Annotated in this window: 21 protein-coding genes and 4 pseudogenes; 11 read left to right on the top strand and 14 right to left on the bottom strand. The window is 66.1% G+C overall.

The annotated features are described in order from the left end of the window. Positions 1–2: 2 nt before the first annotated feature. The gene (locus MF407_RS14980) at positions 3–1,649 is read right to left on the bottom strand and encodes an exodeoxyribonuclease VII large subunit (protein ID WP_129626571.1); all 1,647 of its coding nucleotides are present in this window, start codon (positions 1,647–1,649) and stop codon (positions 3–5) included. Further along, positions 1,609–2,442: an MFS transporter gene (locus MF407_RS14975; RefSeq protein WP_129626573.1), complete on the bottom strand. Its 834-nt coding sequence runs from the start codon at positions 2,440–2,442 to the stop codon at positions 1,609–1,611. The genes MF407_RS14980 and MF407_RS14975 overlap by 41 nt, the downstream gene beginning before the upstream one ends. Before the next feature lie 43 nt (positions 2,443–2,485). On the opposite strand from MF407_RS14975, the gene MF407_RS14970 reads away from it, so the two are divergent. Then, positions 2,486–3,124 (top strand): GntR family transcriptional regulator, encoded by a 639-nt coding sequence (locus MF407_RS14970; RefSeq protein WP_129626575.1) that lies wholly within the window; start codon positions 2,486–2,488, stop codon positions 3,122–3,124. A gap of 66 nt (positions 3,125–3,190) precedes the next feature. Here MF407_RS14970 and MF407_RS14965 read toward each other — a convergent pair whose 3' ends face one another. Continuing rightward, positions 3,191–3,769 carry a hypothetical protein gene (locus MF407_RS14965; RefSeq protein ID WP_129626577.1) on the bottom strand — a complete coding sequence of 193 codons (579 nt, stop codon included), beginning with the start codon at positions 3,767–3,769 and terminating at the stop codon, positions 3,191–3,193. 109 nt (positions 3,770–3,878) lie between these two features. Beyond that, positions 3,879–4,163 carry a hypothetical protein gene (locus MF407_RS14960; protein ID WP_129626578.1) on the bottom strand — a complete coding sequence of 95 codons (285 nt, stop codon included), beginning with the start codon at positions 4,161–4,163 and terminating at the stop codon, positions 3,879–3,881. A 43-nt stretch (positions 4,164–4,206) separates the two neighbouring features. Between MF407_RS14960 and MF407_RS14955 the strand changes: the two genes are divergently transcribed. From MF407_RS14955 to MF407_RS14940, 4 genes are all read left to right on the top strand, one after another. Next, positions 4,207–4,995: an aminoglycoside phosphotransferase gene (locus tag MF407_RS14955; RefSeq protein ID WP_239702782.1), complete on the top strand. Its 789-nt coding sequence runs from the start codon at positions 4,207–4,209 to the stop codon at positions 4,993–4,995. A gap of 617 nt (positions 4,996–5,612) precedes the next feature. Beyond that, on the top strand, positions 5,613–5,807 hold the full coding sequence (locus tag MF407_RS14950) for a hypothetical protein (RefSeq protein WP_239702781.1): 195 nt from the start codon (positions 5,613–5,615) through the stop codon (positions 5,805–5,807). Then, on the top strand, positions 5,804–6,679 hold the full coding sequence (locus tag MF407_RS14945; RefSeq protein WP_239702780.1) for an IS1634 family transposase: 876 nt from the start codon (positions 5,804–5,806) through the stop codon (positions 6,677–6,679). Before MF407_RS14950 ends, MF407_RS14945 begins: the two co-directional genes overlap by 4 nt. A 280-nt stretch (positions 6,680–6,959) precedes the next feature. Next, positions 6,960–8,357 (top strand): IS256 family transposase, encoded by a 1,398-nt coding sequence (locus tag MF407_RS14940; RefSeq protein WP_239702779.1) that lies wholly within the window; start codon positions 6,960–6,962, stop codon positions 8,355–8,357. Positions 8,358–8,970: 613 nt separating this feature from the next. Here MF407_RS14940 and MF407_RS14935 read toward each other — a convergent pair. The 5 genes and pseudogenes from MF407_RS14935 to MF407_RS14915 all read right to left on the bottom strand — a co-directional run. Further along, a pseudogene (locus MF407_RS14935) lies at positions 8,971–9,279 on the bottom strand (DUF664 domain-containing protein); the annotation flags it as partial. 15 nt (positions 9,280–9,294) lie between these two features. Continuing rightward, positions 9,295–10,604 (bottom strand): annotated as a pseudogene (locus MF407_RS14930) (ISL3 family transposase). Positions 10,605–11,222: 618 nt separating this feature from the next. Beyond that, a pseudogene (locus tag MF407_RS14925) lies at positions 11,223–11,306 on the bottom strand (antibiotic biosynthesis monooxygenase); the annotation flags it as partial. Positions 11,307–11,383: 77 nt separating this feature from the next. Continuing rightward, positions 11,384–11,794: a heme-binding protein gene (locus MF407_RS14920; RefSeq protein WP_063250650.1), complete on the bottom strand. Its 411-nt coding sequence runs from the start codon at positions 11,792–11,794 to the stop codon at positions 11,384–11,386. A gap of 130 nt (positions 11,795–11,924) precedes the next feature. Further along, positions 11,925–12,236 carry an antibiotic biosynthesis monooxygenase gene (locus MF407_RS14915; protein ID WP_068102119.1) on the bottom strand — a complete coding sequence of 104 codons (312 nt, stop codon included), beginning with the start codon at positions 12,234–12,236 and terminating at the stop codon, positions 11,925–11,927. A gap of 108 nt (positions 12,237–12,344) precedes the next feature. Here MF407_RS14915 and MF407_RS14910 point away from each other — a divergent pair, with 108 nt between their 5' ends. After that, a complete protein-coding gene (locus tag MF407_RS14910; RefSeq protein WP_239702778.1) occupies positions 12,345–13,286 on the top strand; it encodes a helix-turn-helix domain-containing protein in 942 nt (313 codons plus the stop codon). Positions 13,287–13,621: 335 nt separating this feature from the next. Next, the gene (locus MF407_RS14905) at positions 13,622–14,161 is read left to right on the top strand and encodes a GNAT family N-acetyltransferase (protein WP_129626586.1); all 540 of its coding nucleotides are present in this window, start codon (positions 13,622–13,624) and stop codon (positions 14,159–14,161) included. Here the strand turns inward: MF407_RS14905 and MF407_RS14900 are convergent. Then, positions 14,158–14,662: pseudogene (locus MF407_RS14900) on the bottom strand (transposase); the annotation flags it as partial. The gene MF407_RS14905 and the pseudogene MF407_RS14900 sit on opposite strands and share 4 nt — an antisense overlap. A 330-nt stretch (positions 14,663–14,992) precedes the next feature. Between MF407_RS14900 and MF407_RS14895 the strand changes: the two are divergent. From MF407_RS14895 to MF407_RS14880, 4 genes are all read left to right on the top strand, one after another. After that, positions 14,993–16,000 (top strand): hypothetical protein, encoded by a 1,008-nt coding sequence (locus MF407_RS14895; RefSeq protein WP_239702777.1) that lies wholly within the window; start codon positions 14,993–14,995, stop codon positions 15,998–16,000. Continuing rightward, a complete protein-coding gene (locus MF407_RS14890) occupies positions 15,988–17,208 on the top strand; it encodes a glycosyltransferase (protein ID WP_129626590.1) in 1,221 nt (406 codons plus the stop codon). Before MF407_RS14895 ends, MF407_RS14890 begins: the two co-directional genes overlap by 13 nt. 136 nt (positions 17,209–17,344) lie before the next feature. Further along, positions 17,345–18,706, top strand: a complete 1,362-nt coding sequence (locus MF407_RS14885) for a deoxyribodipyrimidine photo-lyase (protein WP_239702776.1) — start codon at positions 17,345–17,347, stop codon at positions 18,704–18,706. Between the two features lie 359 nt (positions 18,707–19,065). Beyond that, complete coding sequence (locus MF407_RS14880; RefSeq protein WP_239702775.1) at positions 19,066–20,571, top strand: plasmid pRiA4b ORF-3 family protein; 1,506 nt, start codon at positions 19,066–19,068, stop codon at positions 20,569–20,571. A 111-nt stretch (positions 20,572–20,682) separates the two neighbouring features. Here MF407_RS14880 and MF407_RS14875 read toward each other — a convergent pair whose 3' ends face one another. The 4 genes from MF407_RS14875 to MF407_RS14860 all read right to left on the bottom strand — a co-directional run bounded on the left by MF407_RS14875 (position 20,683) and on the right by MF407_RS14860 (position 24,127). Next, positions 20,683–21,927 (bottom strand): arginine deiminase, encoded by a 1,245-nt coding sequence (locus MF407_RS14875; RefSeq protein WP_239702774.1) that lies wholly within the window; start codon positions 21,925–21,927, stop codon positions 20,683–20,685. Between the two features lie 31 nt (positions 21,928–21,958). Continuing rightward, on the bottom strand, positions 21,959–22,360 hold the full coding sequence (locus MF407_RS14870) for a phospholipase A2 (RefSeq protein WP_170221650.1): 402 nt from the start codon (positions 22,358–22,360) through the stop codon (positions 21,959–21,961). Positions 22,361–22,508: 148 nt separating this feature from the next. Further along, positions 22,509–23,390, bottom strand: a complete 882-nt coding sequence (ppk2, locus tag MF407_RS14865) for a polyphosphate kinase 2 (RefSeq protein WP_141927304.1) — start codon at positions 23,388–23,390, stop codon at positions 22,509–22,511. A gap of 227 nt (positions 23,391–23,617) precedes the next feature. Further along, positions 23,618–24,127: a pyridoxamine 5'-phosphate oxidase family protein gene (locus tag MF407_RS14860; RefSeq protein WP_275578278.1), complete on the bottom strand. Its 510-nt coding sequence runs from the start codon at positions 24,125–24,127 to the stop codon at positions 23,618–23,620. Between the last annotated feature and the right edge of the window lie 117 nt (positions 24,128–24,244).

Raw genomic sequence — 24,244 nt, 5'->3', positions numbered from 1 at the left:
AGTCACCAGGTGCGGTACCAGCCGGGATGAAGCTCGAAGCCGTGGCTACCGACCACACAGCGCATTGAGCCATGGTCCGCAGTACACACTCCGCGTCCGACAGCGCGCATCTGTTGGCGGGGCAAGGTCGGCGCCTTGCTAGTGGCATTCGCCACCGCCCGCTTGGGAGGACACGCCAGCCGCGCGCCCTTGGAGTCAACGACGAATACGTGGCCCCAGTTCGGAGTGGACCTACACGGTTGGGGCACGGACGCCATGTCGTAGTAGACGACGTTGATGTCGCAGCGCACTCCATCAGCGCTGCCAGAGCACACGATGTTGCGTGACGTGTCGGCGAACTGCTGTGGGGCGGTCTGGATCAGTTCGCCAGTTGGTCGCCCAAGGTCTTCCACGTAATCAGAAACCGTTGCGTATGCGAATGGGGTAAGGGCGGCGAGGACGGCTACGACTGCGAGCGCGGCCAGCTTGCGCCGACCAACTCGCGGGACACCGCGCCACCTCTTCTTTGCGGGCACAGGCGCTGAATAGTTCGGCACCGCCACGTGTGGGAATGGCGGCGGAGTCGGCTGAACCTGCGGTCGGCGAACGGGCAATGAAGGGGCAGCCGGAACGGCCGGAACGAACTGTCGCGGCGTCGCTGCTGCCGGCCTCGCAGGGACGTTGCGGACGGTCGGAGTCGTCGGGATCACTGTCCGGCTCGCTCGACTTTGCTCTCGGTCCATTGTCAGCGCCGCGCTGTGCAGTTCTTGCAGGTTCCGACCAGACCACGATGCTCTGCCGACCCTGGCACCCGCTTCGCTCGGGGTTGGGTAGCTCGCCCCTGCCGCCTCGGAGATCAGATGCGTGTTCGATTTGTGCCCGATCCCAACCACTACAGGCACGGAGCATTCAGCGACAGCACAGGCCACACGGGCGTCGTCGAACGGAGTGCGGTCGGCGGCCTTGCCACCACCGCGGGTGATCACCACAAGGCCGGTCGATTGTGCATCGACCATAGCCAGCGCCTTCACCAGGCCGTTCACAACCTTCTCGTGCTCCCCCTGTAGCCGCGTACCGGTGAAGCGCACTCTCCCGCTGTATCGCTTTGGCATCCCCCTGCACTCGGCTCGCCTCAACTTGTCCAGGAAGTCCTTCACCCCGTCGATGGACTCGCTCCCCAACACCACGATGTCGCGATCGCCCAAGGTCGCATCAATCACGAAGTGGTTCAAACGGGAGACGTTCGGCCTTGAGGGGTGCGCAGCACGGAAAATCCGGCATTGTTTCTCCCGCCAATTCGTCCAGCTTCCCGTCGGAAGGTCCGGGTCAACCCGGTAGACGTAGAACTCGAGTTCAGTGCTGGGCGGCGTCAATCTCATTCGACCTTCGAGCGTCACCTGCCGCCCAACGACGAACTGATCCAGCTTGTCGCGTTCGCGGAGAAACCGATCGATTTTCGTCCACGACTTCGGCGGTATGCAGACGGGGATCTCCACGAAGTTGCCACCTCGCCGCGCCATGATCACCGTGAGTCGTTGAGCGGTGCCGTTGCTCGTCGAGCGAATTCGCAGGATCTCGCCACTTATCCATACTGTCGGTTGGCTCACCTCTGCGAAGGTCCGCAGAACATCATCGATGTCGCTTACGTCGTGCCACAGTGTCCCACCCATACCAACACGCTAAATACGACCCATGACAACCAGCCGGGAGTGTCAGAATTTCGGTGTTTCTGGTCTGCGTGATCACCATGACCGCCGCGCCGGCGTACGCGGTCCGCCCGGTGCGCGTCGGGCCCTCACCCTCCGCACTGACCGGACGCTGTGCCTCGAGTGCGCGGGCCAGCAAGAGTGGGTCGGGGCGCAGCATCGTGAACAGCACGATGCCGGCCGTGAGGTAGGCGACGGCGGCGAGGAGAAAGGGTCCGGCGAGCGCGGGCAACCCGAGGTGGCGGGCGAGACCGCCGAGCGGTTCGACGAGGTTCGGGCCGGCGACCGCGCCGAGAGTGGTCGATACGAGCGCCACGCTCACCGCGCGCCCACGGGTGGCCGCGGTTGCCAAATCGGCTCCGGCGTAACGGGCTTGAAGGTTGGTGGCCGTGCCCGCGCCGTAGACGAAGAGCGCGACGAACAGCAGCGGCACGTTGTCGAGCGCGGCCGCCAACACCACGCCGGCCGCGCCGAGCCCGCCCGCAGCGAACCCGAGACCCAAGCCGAGCCGGCGTCCGGAACGTTGGCTGATGCGTCCGACCAGGTAGGCCGCGAGCGCCGAGCCGAGCGTGAACAGCGCGGCCGGCACGCCCGCGAGCCCCTTGGTGTGCATCATCTGCTCGGCGAGCAGCGCGCCAACGGTCACGCCGGCCGCGAGCCCGGCGCCGCCGAGCACCTGCCCGAGCATCACCACGCGCAGCGTCCGCTGTTGCACCCGGTCGCGCTCGGCCTCGGTGACCTTTCCAACTGTGTGCATAACTCGTATCCTACTTGTATACGAGTTCGAGGAGCCAGTCACGATGTCCACCACCGCCGCCGACCGTGCGCACACCCACCTCCGCGAGGAGATCCTGCAAGGCCGCATCACGCCCGGCACGATGCTCAGCGAATCGGAGCTCGCCGGACGCCTGTCGATGAGCCGCACTCCAGTACGCGCGGCGCTCACCCGCCTGCAGGACGAGGGCTGGGTGACGATCTATCCGCAGCGCGGCGCGCTGGTGCGCGAGGTCGGCGAGCAGGAGGTGTGGGACGCCGCGGCGGTGCGGCACGCGCTGGAGTCGGCCGGGGTGCGTCGTGGTGTTCCGTCGCTGCGCGATGCACTTTCGGGCGAGCTGGCTGAGAACCTTGAAGCGCAGCGGGTTGCCTTGTCGGACAACGACTTTGCTTCATTCATGAGCCTGACAATGCGGTTTCACCGCGGGTTCGTCGAGCTGGCCGGCAACGCCGTGATGCTGTCGGTATATGACCGGCTGCAGGACAAGCAGGCCGCCGCGATCGCGCGCAGTTCGGGCACGATCACCGGCGACATCGACCAGGTGATCGCCGAGCATCGGCGGCTGCTCGATGACGCGCTGCGGGGCGACTGGGTGACGTTCGCGACGCATCTCGACGACCACCAGACGCGCAACCACGGGTTGGAGTCGGGGTCGACGCGCTGAGTTCGGGGATCCCACGCGAAAGTGCCCGTACGATTCCGTCCGGGCACTTCACGATGTTGTATCTGCTTACTTCGGCGAGAGGTCACTCGGACGCGACGTGATCGCCACCATGACGCCACCGGCCAGCTTGTCTTCCGTGACGGTGCCGTAGGGCTGTTTCTGGGCCGCGTTGCCTGACCAACCCAGCGCTACCGGCAGTTCGTTGACGCCGATCTTCGCCTTGTAGTTCTTGACGACCTTGTACCCGCGCTTGGTCAGTTCCTTCTCGTAGAAGGAGATGATCTGGTCGCTGGGCACGCCGCTGAGCGAAAACTGCCACGAGCCGTTGAACGGGCCGGCAAGTTCATCGAGCGTCGCCTCGGCCGGCACCGGCCAGGTCTTCACTCCGGTCGGGCCGCCGTCTTTGACCGTCACTTCCTTCACGGTGAGCGAGTTGCCTGCGGCAGCGGTCGACGAACCGCCGTTCGTCGACGAACCGCCTGCCTGTTCGGAGGTGCTGGTCGCACCGCCATTCGCCGACGTGGTGCTGCTGCTCGAAGCCGCCTCGGATGGCGTGCTGGAGTCGGACCCGCCGTCCGACCCGCACGCCGTGAGCGCGAGCGCGCACGTCACTGCTGCGGCCAGCTTCATCGTGTGTTTGTGCATTGCTGCCCTCCTGGCGCCGGGCAGAACCCGGCTATCGATGATTTGCCAGACCGGGGACGCAACGATCGGCGGGACGGTTCCACGAACGTCCACCAGTTGAGACTCGCTCTTACGGGGAATGGCCGACGTCCACGACGCCCACACGCTCAACCGTCAGACCTGCAGCGTGCGCGAGATAGTCATTCAGTGCGAGCGAGGCCTTCTCCGCGCTGTCCGAGTCGCTGTCGAGCACCGACTGCAGCATCATCGCGTGCAGCCGCGACCCCATCGCGATCTCGGCAGACTCGACCCGACTGAACCAGAACCGAAGGGACAGCCCCTGCAGCGGGGCGATCGCGTCGGCCAAGAAGTCGTTGCGAGCGCCGGCTACCAGCAGATCGTGGGTTTCCTTCACAGTCTCCGCGTAGGCGGGCGTGCGCGCCGTAGTCTGGGCGGCGATGATTCCGACCGACCACGTGCTCGACCTGTTCGCCGTCCCCGGCGCTCTCGAACCCCTCGCCGGCGGCCAGGGGAACAGCGTCCGTGCCGGTGATCTGGTGCTCTCCCCCGGCCGCAACCCGCAGCTGCAGAGCCGGCTGAGTCCGATGCTGGCGGCTGTGGCCGCCGAGCTCGACACGCGTCCGGGGCGTGACCGCCGAGACCTACGCATCGCCATGCCGGTGCCCGCGCGCGACCTCTCCTGGGTCGTGGACGGTTGGGCTGCAAGCAGATTCGAGCCCGGCACACGTGCGCTGACCGACCTGCCGGCGACGCGCGCCGCGGGTGCGGCCTTCCATGCTGAGCTCGCCCGGGCCGGTCTCACCTGGACGCCGGTGAGCGACGACCGCTGGCAGGTCGCCGAGCGGATCGCGTTCGGTAACGAGCCGGTGCCCGACGACGCGCCGCCGCTGGTGCATGCCCTGGCCGATGAGCGCGACGACACCGACCTCGGGCCCGACCAGTTCGTGCACGGCGACCTCGCCGGCAACCTGCTGCTCGACGCCGACGGCGCCCCGGTGGTCATCGACGTCGCGCCCTACTGGCGTCCGGCGTTGTGGGCCGAGGCCGTGTGGGTGCTCGACTCGGTGATGTGGCTCGGCGCCAATGCGGGGGCGATGGAGGAGTTTGCTTCCGGCGCAGGCCGGCAGGCGATGGTGCGGGCGGCGATGTTCAGGCTGCTCAGTGACCGCCCAGCGGATGTTCCCAGGTTCGAGGAAGTGCTGGGCCTCCTGACTCGTGCCACGTGAGCGAATTCTGCTGATCACGTGGGTGTCGTTGCAGGTCAGCGGCTTGTGCTTGGTCGAGATGACACACCCCGGTCGCGGGTAGGCTCGCTCGTCGTGGTGTTCGTGCGGAAGTCTCCGGGTCGGTCGGGCAGCACGAAGGTCCAGATTGCTGAGCGGCGAGCCGGCCGTGACGTGGTGTTGGAGCATGTCGGGACGGCTCGGTCTGAGGCCGAGTTGGCGGTGCTGCTGGCCGAGGCTCGCCGCCGTTTGCGTCCGGGTCAGGACGCGTTGGAGCTGGGCCTCCAGGACGATGACCGCGCCACCGATGAGGGGACCGCGGACCGGCCGGGTGTGATCACCAGCAAGTCGAGCGCAGTGTTGTGGCGGGTGCTGAGCACGGCGTATGTCCGGCTCGGATTCGACGCCGTCGAGGATGCCGCGTTCCGGCAGTTGGTGCTGGCCCGGTTGATCGAACCGACGAGCAAGGCCGACTCGCTGCGCGTGTTGGACGAGATCGGTATCGAGCATGCCGCGTTGCGCACGATGTTCCGCACGCTGAAGCGAGCCGGCACCGGTGAGTACCGCGACCAGATCGCCACGGCCTGCTTCACCCACGCGGCCACCCATGGTGATGTGACGTGTGCCTGTACGACGTCACCACGCTGTATTTCGAGGCCGAACACGAGGACGACCTGCGCAAGGTCGGCTACTCCAAGGAACGCCGGGTCGACCCACAAATCGTGGTCGGGTTGCTCGTCGACCGGCACGGCTTCCCGTTGGAGATCGGCTGCTTCGAAGGCAACAAGGCCGAAACCACCACGATCCCGGCGTGATCGTGCCGATCGTGCGGCAATTCCAGGAACGCCACAACCTGGCGCAGGTGGTGATCGTCGCGGACGCGGGCATGTTGTCCGCGACCAACCTGCACGCGTTGGATGAGGCGGGGTTGCGGTTCATCGTCGGGTCCCGCGTCACGAAGGCACCCGCCGATTTGGAGTCCCATTTCCGGTGGCACGGTGACGCCTTCGTCGACGGGCAAGTCATCGACACGATCACCCCACGCACCGCGACCACTGCGGCTCGGGCGGTGAACGATCCGATGCTCAAGGCGGAGCCGGTGTGGGACCCGAGCGTGCACTCCAGGTCGTGGCGGGCGGTGTGGGCGTATTCCGCCAAGCGTGCCGTCAGGGACGCGAAAACGTTGACGTTGCAGGAGAACCGCGCCAAAGCCGTTGTCGCCGGGGAGAAGGCTGCGCGGGCTCCACGGTTCGTCAAAACAAGCAACGGGACGAGGTCACTGGACGAGGCTTCGCTGGCCAGGGCGCGCCGGCTGGTCGGGTTGAAGGGGTACGTCACCAACATCCCCGCCGACCTGGCCACCGCGGGCGAGATCATCGGCAACTATCACGACCTGTGGCGGGTCGAGCAGTCATTCCGGATGTCCAAGACCGACCTGCGTGCCCGGCCGATGTTCCACCACACCCGGGACGCGATCGAGGCTCACCTAACGATCGTCTTCACCGCCCTCGCGGTCGCCCGCTACCTGCAGAACACCACCGGGATGAGCATCAAGAAGATCATCCGCGCGTTACGACCGTTGCAGCAGATCACCGTCACCATCGCCGGGCACAGCCATCACGCCCGAGACCCCATCACCGAATCAGCACAGACCATCCTCGATGCCCTCGGCATCGCCACCGACTGACACACCCCGGTGGCACGAGTCAGGTGGGGTGGCCCGACTTCGAGCATGGGTTCGACTCGCTGAGGGGGCGGCGCATGGTGGGCCTCGTCTATGGCGGATCGCACATCTACCGCATGTGCTCTACGCGTCTGGACCGCGATGCCGACAATCCCCTCGGGCTAGACGAGACGACGATCCCCGGTGGGTCGTACCTGCGTTTGCGCCTGCGGGGACTGTCGCAATTAGGTGTTTTTGGTCCGTGACACGCCCCTTGGGTGGGGCGGGATCGGAGCAGTAGCGCATGACACTGCAGGACGTGAACAACAGCAACCAGGACGGGGCCGAAGCCCAGGAATTGTCTCGGCGGCGTGAGCCGGCCGATCGTCTGCCAAGCAAGTCCGAGGAGCAGGCACGCTGGTTGGCGGCGATCACCGAGCTGGTGCAGGACGCGCGCGCCAACGGTGACTCGCTGACCGGCCCGTCAGGACTGTTGAAGGACCTGACCAAGATGGTGCTGGAGGTCTCCCTGGAAGAGGAGATGACCGAGCACCTCGGCCACGGCAAGCACGATCCGCCGGCCCCGGCCGCTGGTCCTGACCACGATGATGTTGGGAGTCGCACCACGGACGAGCGGATTCGTAATGTTCGCAACGGTTCCCGGACCAAGACCGTGTTGACGGACAATGTCGGCAGGGTCGAGATCCAAGTGCCGCGGGACCGGGCGGGCACGTTCGAACCGGTGATCGTGCCCAAGCACCACCGCAAGCTCGGCAGCGTGGAGCAGGTCGTGCTGTCGCTGACCGCGAAGGGTTTGACGACTGGTGAGATCAGCGCGCACTTGGAGGAGATCTACGGCGCGAGCGTGTCCAGGGACACCATCAGCCGGATCACTGACCGGATCGGCGAGGAGATGAACGAGTGGCTGTCGCGGCCGCTGGACCCGGTGTACGCGGCGATCTTTATCGACGCGATCGTGGTCAAGGTGCGTGACGGGCAGGTCGCCAACCGGCCGTTCTACGCCGCGATCGGGGTGAGCGTCGACGGGCGTAAGGACGTGCTCGGACTGTGGGCCGGCACCCCCGGCGACGGGGAGGGAGCCAAGTACTGGCTGGCGGTGCTGACCGAGTTGAAGAACCGCGGCATCCAGGACACGATGTTCGTTGTCTGTGACGGCCTGAAGGGCTTGCCGGAGGTGGTGGCCACGACCTGGCCGGACGCGACCGTCCAGACATGTGTCATTCACTTGCTCCGCAACAGTTTCCGGCTCACGTCGCGTAAGTACTGGGATCAGATCGCCCGGGAGTTGAAGCTGGTGTACACCGCGCCCACTGCGCAGGCGGCACGAGCACAGTTCGAGACGTTCACCGACACCTGGGGCCAGCGGTATCCGGCGCTGATCCGGTTGTGGGACAACGCCTGGGAAGAGTTCACCCCGTTCCTGGCCTACGACGTCGAGATCCGGCGAATCCTCTTCAGTACCAACGCGATCGAGTCGTTGAACGCCCGCTACCGGCGAGCAGTCCGCGCCCGCGGGCACTTCCCGAACGAGCAAGCAGCGCTTAAATGCCTCTACCTCGTGACCAGGTCACTGGATCCCACAGGGCGAGGACAGGCACGATGGACCATGCGATGGAAGCCAGCACTCAACGTGTTCGCGACCGTCTTCGAGGGCCGCTGGCCCACCGCAGAACAGTACTAATCAACAGGACCAGAAACACCGAAATTCTGACACTCCCCGCCTGCGAGGCGAGGTACCGGCGGTGTATGGACAGATCGGTGAAGCCTTCGATGTTCTCTTTGCTCACGCGGAGCATGACTCCACGCGCCCCCAGATCGAGAGCTACCGGCGCGAAGGCGAGATCGACTGCCTCGTGCCGATCCCTCGTGTAGCTCAATCGAACGTTTACGCACGTGTCAGGGATCGCCAAAGCCCTGACTTGGCACCTCAACGGGATCGGTTTCGAGGGTGTTGACGCGCTTGACGCTCGTTTCCTCTGCGGTAGTTGCCTGTCAAGCGCGCCATGAGCTCCTGGGGGTCGCCCGCTTCGACGTCCTCTAAGAAGGAAGCCGCTCTGACGCCCCGCAAGACCGTCGCCTGCTTGCCGCGATGCGTAATGATCACTTCACCAGCTCGTTCGACGTAATCGAACCCCTCAGGTCTTGGCATAACGGCGAGCCTACTGATCAGGCCTCCCCTCGGACCAGCACATTTTTCTGAGGCGTGAGCGGCCGCAGCGCCGCCGTGTAGCTCAAACGAAGGGTTCTGCCCCACGCAGCCAATCTTGTGGGGCAGAACCCTTCTTCGCGAGTGGTCACTTGCTCCAGGGAGTGACGAAGTCGTTTGCCGGTCGCCCTTCGGCGGCGGCGAGCAGCTCGGCGCCCTTGGTGCCGTCGATCTGTTCGCGGATGATGTCGGCGTGGCCGGCGTGGCGGGCGAACTCTTCGATGTGATGCACATACAGGTAGCGCAGTTTCGCGGGCCGGGTCTCGTTCATCCCGTACCAGGGCATCGGCCCGACGGGCAGCTCGTCATCGAGGTCGCCTTCACGACACATCGTCATGTACTCGGCTCGAATGGCATCGAACGTGGCGAGCAGGGCATCGCGGTCCTCCTCGTCGCTGGGGGTGAAACTGGCTCATCCCAATCGGGGGTGTAGGAGTTGGGGTCTGAAGCCGCCGGTCTCGAGCAGGCTTCGGGCGATGTAGTTGGTCAGGTTGCGGAACCCGAGTGCGGAGCCGCGCAGGTGTTCGGCCCGTCCGTTGAGCGCCTCGGTCGGCCCGTTGCTGGTGCCGGGTCGTTCGAAGTAGGCGAGCACGTCAGCGGCTCGCTTCTTCAGGGTCCGGCCCAGGGTGGTGAGCTCGGTGAGCACCTTGGGGACCCCGGCGCTGAGGTCGGTGATCAGCTTCTCCATGAGCTCGCGGCCACGTTGCCGGTCCTCGTGGCGATAGGCGGCGATCATGCGCTGGTAGACACCCCAGGTCGCCTCGACCTCGACGTGAACGTCATCAACGAACAGCGCGCGTAGCCTGTCGCTCTGCTTGTCGGTGAGCAGGTCCGCGCCGGTGTGCAGCGTGCGCCGCGACTTGTAGAGCGGGTCGTCCCTGAACCCACGGTGCCCGTGGATCGCGAGTTGGACCCGGCGCCGGCACCTGTCGAGGGCGTCACGGGCCAGGCGCACGACGTGGAAGGGATCCATCACCGTGACCGCGTCCGGGATCTCCTCTGCAGCGGCGGTCTTGAACCGGTGAAGCCGTCCATCGCGACCACCTCGACCGCGTCACGGAAGGCGTCGTCGCGGTCGGCGAGCCAGGTCTTGAACGCCGCCTTCGACCGGCCCTCGACCATGTCCAGCAGCCTTGCTGGGCCGGCGCCATCGCGGACCGGGGTGAGGTCGATGATCACGGTGACGTACTTGTCGCTACGCCTGGTGTGGCGCCAGACGTGCTCATCGACGCCAATGACCTTCACGCACTCAAACCGCGTGGGGTCGTTGATCAGCCGCCGCTTGCCTTCAGCCAGGACCGCGTTGTTGGCGGTGTCCCATGCGACCCCGAGTCCCTCGGCGACACGGGCGACGGTGAGGTGTGCGACCACGATCCCTTCCAGCGCCAACCGCAGCCCGGTGTGCGAGAGCTCCGCCGCGGCGCTGGTGTCTTGGCGCCCACGTGTCCAGTCGGCACAGCGATAGCGGCGCACTACAACTTCCGGCACGCTCGGTCGCCAACCCAGCGGCTCGTGGGCCAACTGCCGGCTAACGATGTCTCAAGCAGCGCCTTCGCTGCCGCACCGTCGGCACCACTGATCTGGTTCCACCACGCGGCACGCGAGGACCGCACGATCCGGTTCAAGTCGTTGTCCGGTCACGCTCAGACCGAGGCCGTCGAGTCGAGCGAAGGCGGACAGGTCAGGGCGGCCGAAGCCGGCCGGCGGGGTAGCGTCGGACACGTCGAGGTCTTCCGGATGGATGGCGTAGGAACCTCCGTCGGCGGGAGACCTCGACGTCTATCTGCGGACCGACGCGCCCGGCCGACCTACACCGTCGTCTCAGAAGACCCCTGAAACGTCTTCGACGACGACGGGACCGGCGAGGAGGAGGGCGCGGTGAGCTAAAGGAATGGAGCTTGCTCGGCTTCGACGCCGCCGCAAGCTCCGGTGAAACGGTCGGTACTGATCGGTCGTCGTCGGTCACCACCGGATGGCGGCGTCCCCCACGCTCGGCGTTTGCGCAGGTCGGCGGCTCGTTCGCCCAGTGGGCACATCAAGCGATAGACGCAAAGCCGACGTGATGAGGTCGTCGGTTCGATTCCCACAGGGGGCTCCGGCGAACAGCCCCTGACCTGCGGAAACGCAGGGCAGGGGCTGTTCGGGTCTGGTGGTCGCGCGATGCGCTGGCCTCACGGCTCTGCCCGACACCGACGTCGCTCTCCTCTGCGACGGACCCCTCGCGGCCGGCATCCTGTCCGTGTGTCGATAGGCCTCGCACCGCTCGGCAACGCAGCGTGGCGTTGCGTCGCGACCTGGCTACGGCTCGGAGGGGCGCGATCGTCTCAGTGCGTTGGCGGACTACGGGAGCTTGGACGCGAGGACGTCGGCCGCCATGATCTCGGGTGCTGCGCCGAGGAGGTGCTGGTTGGCCGTCAGGTCCGAACCGTGACCGTCTACGTCGACGACGCACGCATCCAGCCCCGTGCCGGCCGGGGGGCCGGGTTCGGTGCGGGTCGGTCTCAGAAGGCGCTGGCGGCGGCTTCGGCGACGGCCTGGTCTTGGACGCCGGTTCCTCCGCTGACGCCGACGGCGCCGACGACCTGGCCGTCGCGCTCGAGCGGGATGCCACCGGCGAAGATCATCACCCGACCGTCGTTGGAGGCGTTGATGCCGTAGAACTGCTCACCGGGTTGGGCGAGGTCGCCGAGGTCTTTGGTGGCTGTGTCGAACGCTCGGGCCGTGAAAGCTTTGTTGATCGAGATGTCGATGCTGCCCAGCCACGCTCCGTCCATCCGTACGTGAGCGACGAGATTGCCGCCGGCATCGACGACGGCGATGTTACTGGGCTGACCCTGCGTGCTGGATTCAGCTTCTGCTGCCGCGATGACACGTTTGGCGTCGTCCAACGACAATGTAGGAATAGATGGCATCAATTGCTCCTTCGAATGTGGCGTGCGCTTTGTGGCTCGAGCCGCTCCAGAGCCGCCCGTTGGTTTGCCTGTTGAGTTTGTGACCGACAGCGCTCGTGTTGTGTTCGCGTTGCGGACGTGCGTTGGCGGACTACGGGAGCTTGGACGCGAGGACGTCGGCCGGCAGGATCTCGGGTGCTGCGCCGAGGAGGTGCTGATTGGCCGTCAGGGCTGCGACGATGGCGCCGTTGGCGTGGGCGTCACGAGCGGCCTCGTCGGGGAATGCATCGAAGATCCAGAAAGTGTCGGCGTGGGTCCTGACCGCGAACCAGACAATCGTTCCTACTTCTTCGTTGGCGAGCGCGACAGCGCCGGCGAGCAGATCGGCGAGCGCGTCGTGCTGTCCATCGGCCGCGACGATCTTGGCGACGAAGGCATACGGAAGTGATGCGGGTGTGGACATGAGGGGTTCTCCTAGGTGTCGAGGTTTCTTGGTGAAGCAAGTTCAGCGTAGGACGAGCAAGGGCATGTGAGAAGTGGCGTATACGGCAGTTTTGCTATTGTTTGCGCCATGCGTATCGGACTGATCGCGATCGACGGCTGCTTCGGTTCGGCTGTCGCGTCGATCATCGACATCGTGCGGGTGGCCGACGGAGCCCGCAGCGATGTCGACCCGCGGATCGACCCGATCGAACTCGCCATCCTCGGACCGAAACGGACAGTGACCACGACAACATCGATGACCCTGTCGGTGGACCACCCGCTGTCGGAGTCCGCAGAGTTCGACGTGGTCGTCGTCCCTGCGCTTGGAACCCTCACGGCCACCGCTACCCACGACGCCCTACAGAGCCGAGATGTTCGTTCGGTCATCGCCTCGCTCGGGCGCCTCGACGACGCGACCACCCGGATCGCCGCGGCGTGCACCGGCGTGTTCGCTGTCGCCGAGACCGGACGGATGGATCATCGGCGGGCGACGACCAGCTGGTTCCTGGGGCCGGAGTTCCTGAAGCGCTATCCGACCGTCGCCCTCGATCTCGACACCATGGTCGTGGTCGACGGGAACCTCGTCACCGCCGGCGCCGCCTTCGCCCACATCGACCTCGCGCTCTCACTCGTGCGATCGATCAGCCCCGACCTGGCCCAACATGTCGCCAAGCTCCTCATCATCGACGAGCGTCCGTCGCAGGCGGCCTTCGTCGCCTACGAACATCTCCGGCACGATGACCCGATCGTCGTCGAGTTCGAACGCTTCGTGCGCGCCCGCCTGGACGAACCGTTCAACGTCGCCTTCGTCGCGCAGTCGCTCGGCACCAGCCGGCGCACCCTCGAACGACGAGTCCGTGCGGCGCTCAACCTCACTCCGCTCGGCTTCGTCCAACGGCTTCGCATCGAACGAGCTCGGCACCTCTCAGCAACCACGGACCTCACCTCCGCCGACATCGCGCTACGGGTCGGCTACGCGAACGCCGAGACCCTGCGCTCCCTCCTGCGCAGGGAACGACGCCGTTCCTGACCTATCGCCATGCCATAGAACCACCTCTCAGCACGTCGCGTCGACGCTCCTGCGTCGCCCCTGGACGACCCACTCGACACGCCCGCAGCACAGGCCATGTGACGTGTCCCGGCTTCCCGGACGGTCGGGGTTGGGCGGCTGTGATGTCGCTGCGTTCTCGTTGAGAGGATCAGCAGACCCGATCAGAGCCGATTGGGATAAGACGCGAAGGCGGTCAGGTCAGGGCGGCCGAAGCCGGCCGGCGGGGTAGCGTCGGCCACGTCGAGGTCCGCTAAGCCCGATGAGCGCAATTTTACTCATCGGACATGAACAACGGGCTTTGAGTTGCATAGGTTGTGCGCGTGACCGTGATACCCGACCCGCTCAACTTGGCCTGGCCTCGCGCCTACGGTTTGTGTCTGCTGCGCCCAGTCACCGAGCACGACGTCGACGACATCTTGGCGTATCGCAGTCGCCCCGAAGTCGCGCGCTTCTTGACGCATCCAGTGCTCAACCGTGACGCCGTCCTGGCACGGATTCACCAGCGGATACGGCCACTTACTGTTGATGCTCGCGAAGTAACGAGAGGCCTGGCGGTCGAGGTCAAAGGCCGCCTAGTGGGCGACGCCATGATGCGGGTCGACCACACCGACGAGGAGACGGGCCCCCGAGTGTGGATCGGATACGCCTTCAACCCCGAAGCCTGGGGCAAGGGGTACGCCACAGACACCGCAACCTGCCTGACCCGGGCCGGCACGGCGATGGGCCTGCGCGTATGGGCCGACACAGTTCCAGGGAATGTGGGCTCCGAACGCGTTCTCACTAAAGCCGGTCTGCACCTGGTGGGAGTGCAGGTCGTCGGCAACGGACCGCGAAACGTCTTCGCAAGCGACTAGCCCCGGTCTTTCAGGGGGAAGCGGATGACGGCTGTGCTGGGTGAGGTGGTTCGATGGCGGTGTCTGGGCATGACGTCGTGCCGGCTGGCGCTGCCGGTCTGCGGTTCTGCGGGTGCTGATGTCGTGGGCGGACGGGTTGAGTCAGGCTGGCCGCGGGATGCGGCGATGTTCGCGAAGACCGCGACGATCGCGGTGGCCCTTGGCCACGTTTCAGGGATCTTCGACCGGTGCCGCCGCTGACCGTGGATGATGCGGGCGGGGACGTGAAGAAGCCGGTACCGCAACGCTTTCGGTTCGCAGGTGGCCAGGGAATGGACATCACCGGTGAGGGCGAGCAACCGGGTCCAGGCGACCAGATCCGCCGCGATCATGGTCAACGCCAGCCACGCGGTGTTGATCCCGAACTCCCCGGGAGGGGAACCGGCCCAGGCCGGTGTCCTTGGCGTGCCGGATGCGGTCCTCGACTCGCGCGTGCGCCCGGTGACGGGCTTCGAGGAAGCGAGCTGGCCGGTGCTGGCGTTGGTCACGAAGGCTTGGTAGCCAGCGCGCTGCCCCACAGGTTGATCCCGAACAAGGTCAAGGCTGCCCGCTTCGCCAAGTCGCGCCGTCCGACCAGCTAATGGCGCACTGCGTTCGATCGGCAAGAACGCGGAGCCGGTATCGGCGTGCGGGCGGTGCTTCGACGCGGAGTGTCAGCACCCCGTCGTATGGTCACCCCGTGATGTGGATGAGCGGCTTGGCCCGATGAGGCCCGGAAGTATCGACCGGCCCGCGACCGTGCATCCGGTCCTCACCGTGCAAGAGTGCTATTCGAGAGTCGGCGCGACTTCAGTGACGCACCTGATCGTCGGTCACGAAGAGCACGGGGTCACTCGGCTCGCCCGCGAGTTGAGCACGACTCCGTCGCTGCGAAGCGCCCCGGTCATCCGGGTGCTGGACGGGATCGGCACCGATCTCGTCCGTCTGGTCGCCCGCGCCTCCGTCCACGTGCACGTCACCGATCGCCTGTTCGGTCACACTGCCGCGCAGACAGCGTCCACGCTCATTGCGCTGGGCCGGTCCACGTCGATGAGTGTCACCTTGCACGACTTGCCGCAGCCTTCGGACGGCCCGGATCGTCACCGACAACGGGCGTCGGCATACGCCGACATCCTGGCCGTCAGCCGCGGGGTCGCCCTCAGCTCACATCATGAGTCCACGCTGCTGGACGCGGTGCTGAAGCTGACCGACCGCCGGAGTCTGAGGGCAGTTCCGCGGGCTGTCATACCCCTGCCGATCGAGAGTCCCCGCCGGTATGTCAGCCCCGACGAGGTCGGCGGCACCCACCGCGATCTTGCAGTGTTCGGGTTCCTGTATCCGGGCAAGGGCTATGCCCAGGCGCTTCGTGCCCTCAGCGAACTCCCCGCAGATGTGGGACTCACCGCCCTCGGACGACCATCGCCGGGCCATGGTCATCTTGTCGAGGAACTACAGCGCCAAGCGCACCGACGCAGCCGACGATTCACGGTCACCGGTTACATCCCGGACGACCGGCTCCAGGAGGTGCTGGCTCGGGTTGCGGTGCCGGTCGCGCCGCATCAGCACCTGTCTGCGTCCGGCTCCATCAACTCCTGGCTTACAGCCGGTCGACGACCGCTGGTTCCTCGTTCGCGGTACGTCGAGGAACTCGACGCCCGCTGTCCCGACGTGCTGACGATCTACGACGATCTCGCCGCCGCCGCCCGACACGCACTCGACCACCCCGAGTCGACGACGCTGAAACCCGGCGTCCCGCTCGGCCCGTCGCTCGACGACGTCGGCGCTCTCTACGCGAAGGCCTTGGCCTCATGGCACCACTGACGGCTGTCGTCGTCCCGTTCTTCGACCAGCAAAGCCAACTCGACCTGCTGCTGACAGCCTTGGAACTCCAGTCCGTCGGCCCCGATGCGTTCGAGGTGGTCGTGGCCGACGACGGTTCGCCCGTTCGTGCGGTACTGGGCGACCGACCGTACGCGACACGTGCGGTGCGCCAGGAGAATCTGGGATTTCGCGCATCGGCCGCACGGGACTTGGGCGCTCGGGCGACGGATGCCGAGGTGATCTGCTTCCTGGATTGCGACACCGTTCCCGAACCCGACTACTTACGTACGATGACTGACGTCATCCGTCAGGGCGATGAACGTTGCGGAGTCGTCGCCGTGGGACGCAGACGCCACGCCGACCTCACCGGGTGGGAGCCGGCCCGGTTGCATGCCTGGTTGCGCGGTGATGGTGCCCCACCGACGCCACTGACCGAACCAGCCTGGCTGCGCGAGGGTTATCGTGCGACCGATAACCTGCGATACGCCGACGACCGCTCCTACCGCTTCATCATTTCCGCCGTCCTGGGAATGACCCGTCGAACCTACCGACGTGCCGGCGGATTCGACCCCGGTTTCGTCGGTTACGGCGGTGAAGACTGGGACCTCGCGAACAGATGTTGGCTGAGCGGTTGCGACCTGCGGCACGTCCCGGACGCCGTGGCCTGGCACGACGGACCCGACTTCGCCGACCGGAGCACCGAACACACCGCCGTCAAGGACCGCGAAACGCTTCAACTCGCGCGTGTCCTCACCGACCCGATGGCTCGCGGATCAGGATTCATGTGGCCCTACCCGGCAACCGTCGTCCGGGTGCATGGACACCACGACATCGGCCCGCTGGCCGCGTCGTGTTCGAGTTGGCTGGCCGGTGGCGACGTCGCGCTCTGGTTCGTCGATCATCCACGGGTGCCGACCCAACTTCCGCCCGACCCCCGGCTGCACCACGGAGCACCGTCGAACCAGGTGTTGCAGCGCTGCCGATACCAGGTCGATGTGTATGCACCGCTCGCGCTGTCCGCCCCGCTCCCTCGCCTCATCCCGGACGGCGGTCTCGACGTCCGAACCGGCAATGAGATCGTGGCGAGGGTGCGGCACACCCGCATGATCAATCGCGGTGCGGGCAACGCACCGGCGACGGTTGTCGACGGCCGGCTGCTGGACGATAGCGTCACCCTCGAGTCGCGGTGGGGTGGCTGGGACAAGTAGCAGATCGCACCCTCGTTCGGGCGCACCTCAGGTATGTGTCTGGCTGACGTCGTGCCCGGTGACCACACTCGCGGTGTCAGCGAATTTAACGCGGCCGGCGGCCAATCGCAGGACTGGGCCCGGCGAGGATGGGTCGGTGACCACGCTCCTATGGCTGCGCCGAGACCTGCGCCGCAACGACCTGCCGGCCCTGCTCAGTGCCCACGAAGCAACGGCCGACGACGTGGCCGCCGTGTTCGTCGTCGACCCCACGCTGTGGGGAGGCTCGGGCGACGTCCGACGGGCCTGGCTTGCCGCCTCGGTCAAGGCCGCCGTCGCGAGCTTCGACGGACACCTCGCGTTGCTGCACGGCGACCCACGCGAGGTGATCCCCCAGGTTGCCGAGCGCATCGGCGCAACCTCGGTGCACGTCACCCGCGAGACCACACCGTACGGCGCCCGCCGCGATCGCGATGTCGCAGATGCGCTGCAGCGCAACGGTATCGAGTGGGTCGAGGCCGGCACGCCGTACGCGATCGGTCCGGGGATCATCCGGAACAAGAGCGGTGACGGGTTCAAGGTGTTCACGCCGTTCGCGCGAACCTGGCGCGAACACGGCACCTCCGACCCGGCGCCGGAGGTCGAGCCGAACTGGCGCGACGTCCGCCATGACGCTGCTGCGACGAAGGCCGTCGACGACGCCCTGAAGGACGTTCCCACCCTCCCTGACGCGGGTGAAGACGCTGCGCTGGATCGTTGGAAAGAGTTCTTACACAGCGGAATCGACGACTACGCCGCCACTCGCGATCGGCCGAGCATCGCCGGCACGTCCTTCCTCAGCCCCTACCTCAAGGTCGGTGCCATCCACCCGCGCACCCTGCTGGCCGACCTGCGCGGCCGCAGCGGCGAAGGCGTCGACACCTTCATCACCGAACTCGCCTGGCGCGAGTTCTACGCCGACGTGCTATTGCGCGAACCGTCCAGTGCGTGGCACGACCTGACCACCTCGCTGCGCGGCATGGAGTACGACCCGCCCGGCGACGGCGTCCGGGCCTGGCAGGAAGGCCGCACCGGCTTCCCGTTCGTCGACGCCGGGATGCGGCAACTGGCCGAGACCGGGTGGATGCACAACCGCGTCCGCATGGTCACCGCTAGCTTCCTGACCAAACACCTGCACGTGTGGTGGACGGTCGGCGCGCGCCACTTCCTCGACCACCTGATCGACGGCGACCTCGCCTCCAACAACCATGGCTGGCAGTGGGTCGCGGGCACCGGCACGGACGCGTCCCCCTACTTCCGGGTGTTCAACCCGGTCACCCAGGGCATCAAGTTCGACCCGGACGGCGACTACGTGCGCCGCTGGATCCCCGAGTTGCGACACCTCGACGGCAAGGCCGCGCACGAACCCTGGAAGCACGACGACGGCTACGCTCACGGCTATCCCGAGCGGATCGTCGATCACGCGGAGGAACGCGAAGAGGCGCTGCGTCGGTACGACCGGGCCCGCGGGCGTGGGTAGCTCGCGGTCCGTGAACTCGACTACCTGCCCGACGGTGCCGCCAGTTCGCTCGCCGCGCGCCGGCAGGAGGCCCACGGCCTGATCCTGCCCGAGTTCACCGGTCTTGCCCCACGAACTCGTCACCAGCCATGGTCGGCTGCACGTGGATGGGCGAGTTCGGCCTCAACGCACTCGACCCGACCCCGTGCTCCTTCAAGAAGGACGCCTTCTTCCCAGGTCCTGCCTCTCATCGGACGCAGTCGGCCCGAGTGGCGTGGGCCGCCGACCTTTCATATTGGGATTCGACTCCCAACAATCACCGCGATCGTACGCACACGAACCGACGTGACTCGAGCGATCGATCTGGTTGACTCGGGAACATGGGCGGATCCAACCAACCTGACATCGACGCACTCGTGAAGCAGATCATCGCCGGACGCAACCCGTCCGAACTCCTGGAGGACCTGCGTCGAGGGCGCATCCTCGACTCGCTGCGCACCGGCAGCTTCCAGCAACACGTCAACAAACCGGTCGCGGTCGCCGCGCCGCTGGATGAGCCGTTGCTGCTGACGATCAAGGTCGAACTCGAGGACTCCGAACCGCTCATCTGGCGGCGGTTGCAGGTGCGCACGGACATGGCACTCGACGCGTTCCACGACGTGCTGCAGGACGCGATGGGGTGGTCGAACAGCCACCTGCATCGGTTCCACATTCCCGGCGATCGGAACTACTTCCTCAACGAGTTCGACGTCGGTGAGGGCGAGAATGGGACGCCGGAGACCGACGTCCGGCTCGACCAGATTCTGCGCGCCAAGGGCGACGGACTTAACTACGAGTACGACCTCGGTGACGGGTGGGAACACCGGATCGTCGTGGAGGAGGTACGGACGGCGACTCCCGACGACAAGGTCGCGAACTGCGTTGCGGGAGGACGACGTTGCCCGGCCGAGGACGTCGGTGGGATCGGGTTCTTCAACGACCTGGCAGCAGAGTTGCGGCGGGTGAAGAACCCGCAGTTGCTGAGCGGCGAGTTCGAGGACCTCGCGCACTGGTTGCCGGCGGACTACGACCCGGATGACTTCAGCGTCGAGGATGCGAACTTCGCCCTGTCGATGTCGGGAACGGGTGGCGCCTCAGCGATCCTCGATGTTGCGGCTGACGGGGTGCAGCGTGCGCCCGAGTTCGAAGCGCTGGTCGGCCGGTGTCCGCGGCATCTCATCGGTGAACTCATCCTGCTCAGCAGCGAAGCCTTGCGAGCAGCGCCGGCCACGGACGTGGAATTGCGGGAGCAGTTGCGTCCGTTCCAGACGATGCTCGACCTGGCCGATCCGGACGGCATTCCGTTGACCAAGGCGGGCTGGCTCGCGCCAGATGCGTGCGAACACGTCTGGAACGAGAGCGGATTGAACTGGGGCTATGGCAAGGGCAACCGCGAGCAGCACACGCCTGAAGTGAGCCAGCTGCGTCGCGATTGTGTCACCCTGAAGCTGCTGCGCAAGAACCGCGAGCGGCTACTGCTCACGCCGCTCGGACGGAAGGCCGGTGCGGATGTAGGGGTTCTGTCATCGGTCATTGCCGGGTCGTTGCTCCGGGGTGAAACCGAGATGGATCGGGATGCGAACGTTCTTGCATTGTTGCTGCTTGCGGCTGGTCGGCCGTTCGAGAGACGTGACGACTTCGAGGACCAGGTGGCGAACTTGCTCACGGAGATCGGTTGGCGGACAGGGGATTACGCCGAGGCGCCCGTGCATCGGCACGAACTGCGGCTGTATCGCATCGAGCGGATCGTTGCCGGCGATCCGAACGCTGCTTTTCGTTGGACGGGCCCGGTCGGATCCGCGGGTGCGCGGCAGCTCGCGAAGAAGGCGCTCTGGCCGGACGCGTGATGGGGTTTCGTCGATTGTCACCGGGTTTCGGAGCATGCAACCTCGTACCTCGGCTGCACGGCTCAACCAGCGGAAATCCTGGGACTCAACCAGCGTGAGGTGCGCTGGGGGTCAGTAGAGGGGGTCGCGGAGGACGGGGCAGGTCATGCAGCGTCCGCCGCCGCGTCCGCGTCCGAGTTCGCCGGCGCTGATCGTGATGACCTCGATGCCCGCGTTCGCGAGCGCCTTGTTGGTGGCGGTATTGCGGTCGTAACCCATGACGACACCGGGTTCGAGGGCCAACAGGTTTGCGCCGTCGTCCCACTGTTCGCGTTGTACGCCGAACGGGTCGCCGTCGGTCGCGACCGTGCGCAACTTCGTGCCGAGGGCCTTGCCCACCGTCTCGACGAAGGACGTGTCGGCGCGGTGCACGTCGAGGCCGGACGGCGCGTTCGGGTCGGGACGCAGCGTGATCGGCACGATGCGGTCGGTGATGGGCGCGAACGCGGTCACGACGTCCTCGGAACAGAACGTGAACACGGTGTCGAGGTGCATCGCAGCACGCAGCTTCGGCAACGCGGCAACGATCACCTGCGCAGCAGCGCCCGCGTCGAAGAGCGTGTGCGCGACCTGGGTGATCGCCTGCTGCGAGGTGCGCTCCCCCATGCCGATGAGCACAACGCCGTTACCGACGGGCATCACGTCACCGCCCTCGAGCGTCGCGAGTCCGCGGAACAGATTGCGCCCGTCCGGATCACCGAACCAGTACGTCAGATCCTGATCGACGAACGCCGGATGGAACCGGTACACCGCCGTCGTCAGCAACGTTTCCTGTTGTCGGACAGGCCAATACATCGGGTTCAGCGTGACACCGCCGTAGATCCACGACGTGTTGTCGCGCATGAACAACGTGTTCGGCAACGGCGGGATGAAGAACCCCATCTGGTCGAGGTCGCGGGCCACCTGCAGCAGCGGACTCGACAGATCGTCCGGCACGTCTCGGTACGACACCCCTCCGACGAGGTACTCCGTCAATTCTGCAGCGGGCAACGAGTCGAGCCAACTGCGCAGGTCGTCGGTGAATGCCGCCCCGACCCGGTCGTCGGTCACCTTGCGGTCGAGCACCCATGCGCGGGCTACAGGTTGGTCGAGGATGTCGGTCAGCAGATCGAGCAGGTCGAGCACCTCGATGCCACGCGATTCCATCTTCGCCACGAAGTCGGCGTGGTCCCGCTGCGCCTTCTCGACCCAGATGACCTCGTCGAACAACAGGTCCGCGCACGTGTCAGGGGTGAGGCGCAGGTGCGCCAGGCTCGGACGACAGACCAGGACGCGGCGCAGGCGTCCGGCCTCGGAATGGACTCCGACTTCAGGCATTCGTCGATCGTCTCATTCCGGAGTGCGCCGATCAGTTGTTCAGCCCGCTGCCCTTGTAATAGAACCGGCCCGCTCCGCGGACGGCCCAGTAATAGGTGGACGCGATCGCGCGGCACGTCGCGCCCTTGCCGGCGGCGGCGCACGCGTTGTTCATCCGGGTGCGGAACGCGGTGTCGCAGGTCAGGCGGTTGGTGCGGCTGCCCGCGCTGTAGCACGCGTCGTGGCGGGTGCACGCGTAGTGGAAGTTCGCCCCACCCGGCGGGTTCTCGGGGACGAGGCGTCCGATCCAGTTGTTGGGTCCGCACTGGAACTCGCCCGCTGCGTAGACGTAGGTAGCGGTGGGTGCGGCCTGCGCTTCCGGGACCGTCGTCAGGGAGACACCGGCCGCCATCGCGACCCCGCTCATCACTGTCAAGAATTTGCGACCCGCCATGTCCGCCCCGTTTCGTCGAAGTGTGAAGCTCCAACGTTGCATGCGGGCGGGCCGGTGGGAATGGGTGAGTGCGTTTCTTTGCGAAGTTCTTACTCGGACGCGCGCGGTCGGGCGGGCGTCGAACGTCAGCCTGGTTTCGGCGCGTGGACTACTTCTTCTTGGCCGCCTTCTTGCTGGTCGCCTTCGTGATCGGCTTCTCAGTGACCTTGCCCAACTTGTTCACCTCACCTGCGTGGTCGGGGACGTAGGTCTGGGAGGTACGGGGCGGGCGGGTGTAGCCGACAGGTGCGGGGCGCTCCGGGATCGACGGCACCTTCACCTTCACGTACTCCCACGGAATCATCGACAGCAGGTGCGCGATCACGTTGATGCGGGACGCGCGCTTGTCCTCGGATTCGACCACGTACCAAGGCGATTGCGAGCGGTCGGTGGCAGCGAACATCTGGTCCTTGGCCTGTGAGTAGGCCTCCCAGCGGGTGATCGACTCGAGGTCCATCGGGGACAGCTTCCACTGCCGCATCGGGTCGCTGTGACGCGACTTGAAGCGCGCCTCCTGCTCAACGTCCGACACCGAGAACCAGTACTTCAACAGGATGATGCCGTCGTCGATCAGCATCTGCTCGAAGATCGGCGCCTGCACCAGGAAGCGCTCGTACTGCTCCTCCGTACAGAACCCCATCACATGCTCTACGCCGGCGCGGTTGTACCAGGAGCGGTCGAAGATGACGATCTCGCCGGCGGCCGGCAGGTGCTGGATGTAGCGCTGGAAGTACCACTGCGTCTTCTCGCGGTCGGACGGCGCGGGCAGCGCGGAGACGCGAGCAACGCGCGGGCTGAGGTACTCGGTGATGCGCTTGATCGCCGAACCCTTGCCGGCTGCGTCCCGGCCCTCAAAGATGACGACGACACGGGCACCGGTCTCCTTGACCCACTCCTGCATCGCCACCAGCTGAGCCTGGAGTCGCTCCAACTCCTCTTCGTAGAGGTCCTTGTCCATGCGGACCATGCCGCTCGCAGTCTTCTTGGCCATGTTCCGATCGTGCCATTGCGGCCCGCTGTCTGTTGCCAATTGGGCCGACCGGTGAGTGGCATCCGTCTCACCATGTGCGCGTCCGGCACCGATTCGACTGCGGAGACGGCCGATCGCAGAGGACGAGTCAGCACACGGGCGGTGCCGTTCAGCGCGAAAGATACTCAGCCGCGCACTCCCCAACCCCGGAGTGGGAAGCGCGACGGCTGAGGTCTTTGTGGCCCGCCTCAGGCGAGGTCGAGCTTGGCGTTCTCGCCGTCGTCCGGACGCTGCTTGGTGACCGCGCCCTTGACCATGCCGAACAGCTGCGCGGGCTTGCTGGGCGAATCCCAGAACTCACCACCGGTGAGGTTCACCCGGATCAACGCGACCTCAGGGCTCTCCGGTTCCCGCTGGAACCAGGCCTGCGCGAACGGGTTCCACAGCTCCTTCTTCTTCGCGACGTCGTCGACCAGTTCGCCTGTGCCACTGGCCGATACCCACGACGTGCCACTGACGAACGCGATGTTCACCTGCGGGTGCGTGGCGAGCTGGTCGATCTTGGGGGAGTCGGCGAACGCCATGAACCACAGCGTCCCGTCGTCGTCCACCTTCTGCACCGCCATCGGACGGCTGATGATCGTGCCGTCGGCGTCGACCGAGGTGAACATGCAGGTGCGCTCGTCCTTGACCATCTCGACGAACGTCGGGACGTCGTGCGCCGGTCCCTGTGCGGGGTCGGGCCTCCGACACGCCAATTAAGGGGAACGCAATGATCAAGAAGGACGAACCGGACGCAAGTGCCTGCCCGCAGACGTACGTGGAGCCCTGGCGCTAGAGAAATGGACGTAATGACGACCGGCTCCCTTCACTAC

It is taken from the genome of Yimella sp. NH-Cas1 (assembly GCF_022359705.1).
Classification (GTDB): domain Bacteria; phylum Actinomycetota; class Actinomycetes; order Actinomycetales; family Dermatophilaceae; genus Yimella; species Yimella lutea.
The sequence above is the reverse complement of the archived record's forward strand: the minus strand, read 5'-3'. Positions and strand labels throughout refer to the sequence as shown.

What these genes read in the sequence shown, in the direction of transcription:
- MF407_RS14980 (WP_129626571.1), bottom strand. Translation starts at nt 1,649, where the DNA reads ATGGGTGGGACACTGTGGCACGACGTAAGCGACATCGATGATGTTCTG.
- MF407_RS14975 (WP_129626573.1), bottom strand. Translation starts at nt 2,442, where the DNA reads ATGCACACAGTTGGAAAGGTCACCGAGGCCGAGCGCGACCGGGTGCAA.
- MF407_RS14970 (WP_129626575.1), top strand. Translation starts at nt 2,486, where the DNA reads ATGTCCACCACCGCCGCCGACCGTGCGCACACCCACCTCCGCGAGGAG.
- MF407_RS14965 (WP_129626577.1), bottom strand. Translation starts at nt 3,769, where the DNA reads ATGCACAAACACACGATGAAGCTGGCCGCAGCAGTGACGTGCGCGCTC.
- MF407_RS14955 (WP_239702782.1), top strand. Translation starts at nt 4,207, where the DNA reads ATGATTCCGACCGACCACGTGCTCGACCTGTTCGCCGTCCCCGGCGCT.
- MF407_RS14940 (WP_239702779.1), top strand. Translation starts at nt 6,960, where the DNA reads ATGACACTGCAGGACGTGAACAACAGCAACCAGGACGGGGCCGAAGCC.
- MF407_RS14920 (WP_063250650.1), bottom strand. Translation starts at nt 11,794, where the DNA reads ATGCCATCTATTCCTACATTGTCGTTGGACGACGCCAAACGTGTCATC.
- MF407_RS14915 (WP_068102119.1), bottom strand. Translation starts at nt 12,236, where the DNA reads ATGTCCACACCCGCATCACTTCCGTATGCCTTCGTCGCCAAGATCGTC.
- MF407_RS14910 (WP_239702778.1), top strand. Translation starts at nt 12,345, where the DNA reads ATGCGTATCGGACTGATCGCGATCGACGGCTGCTTCGGTTCGGCTGTC.
- MF407_RS14890 (WP_129626590.1), top strand. Translation starts at nt 15,988, where the DNA reads ATGGCACCACTGACGGCTGTCGTCGTCCCGTTCTTCGACCAGCAAAGC.
- MF407_RS14880 (WP_239702775.1), top strand. Translation starts at nt 19,066, where the DNA reads ATGGGCGGATCCAACCAACCTGACATCGACGCACTCGTGAAGCAGATC.
- MF407_RS14875 (WP_239702774.1), bottom strand. Translation starts at nt 21,927, where the DNA reads ATGCCTGAAGTCGGAGTCCATTCCGAGGCCGGACGCCTGCGCCGCGTC.
- MF407_RS14870 (WP_170221650.1), bottom strand. Translation starts at nt 22,360, where the DNA reads ATGGCGGGTCGCAAATTCTTGACAGTGATGAGCGGGGTCGCGATGGCG.
- ppk2 (WP_141927304.1), bottom strand. Translation starts at nt 23,390, where the DNA reads ATGGCCAAGAAGACTGCGAGCGGCATGGTCCGCATGGACAAGGACCTC.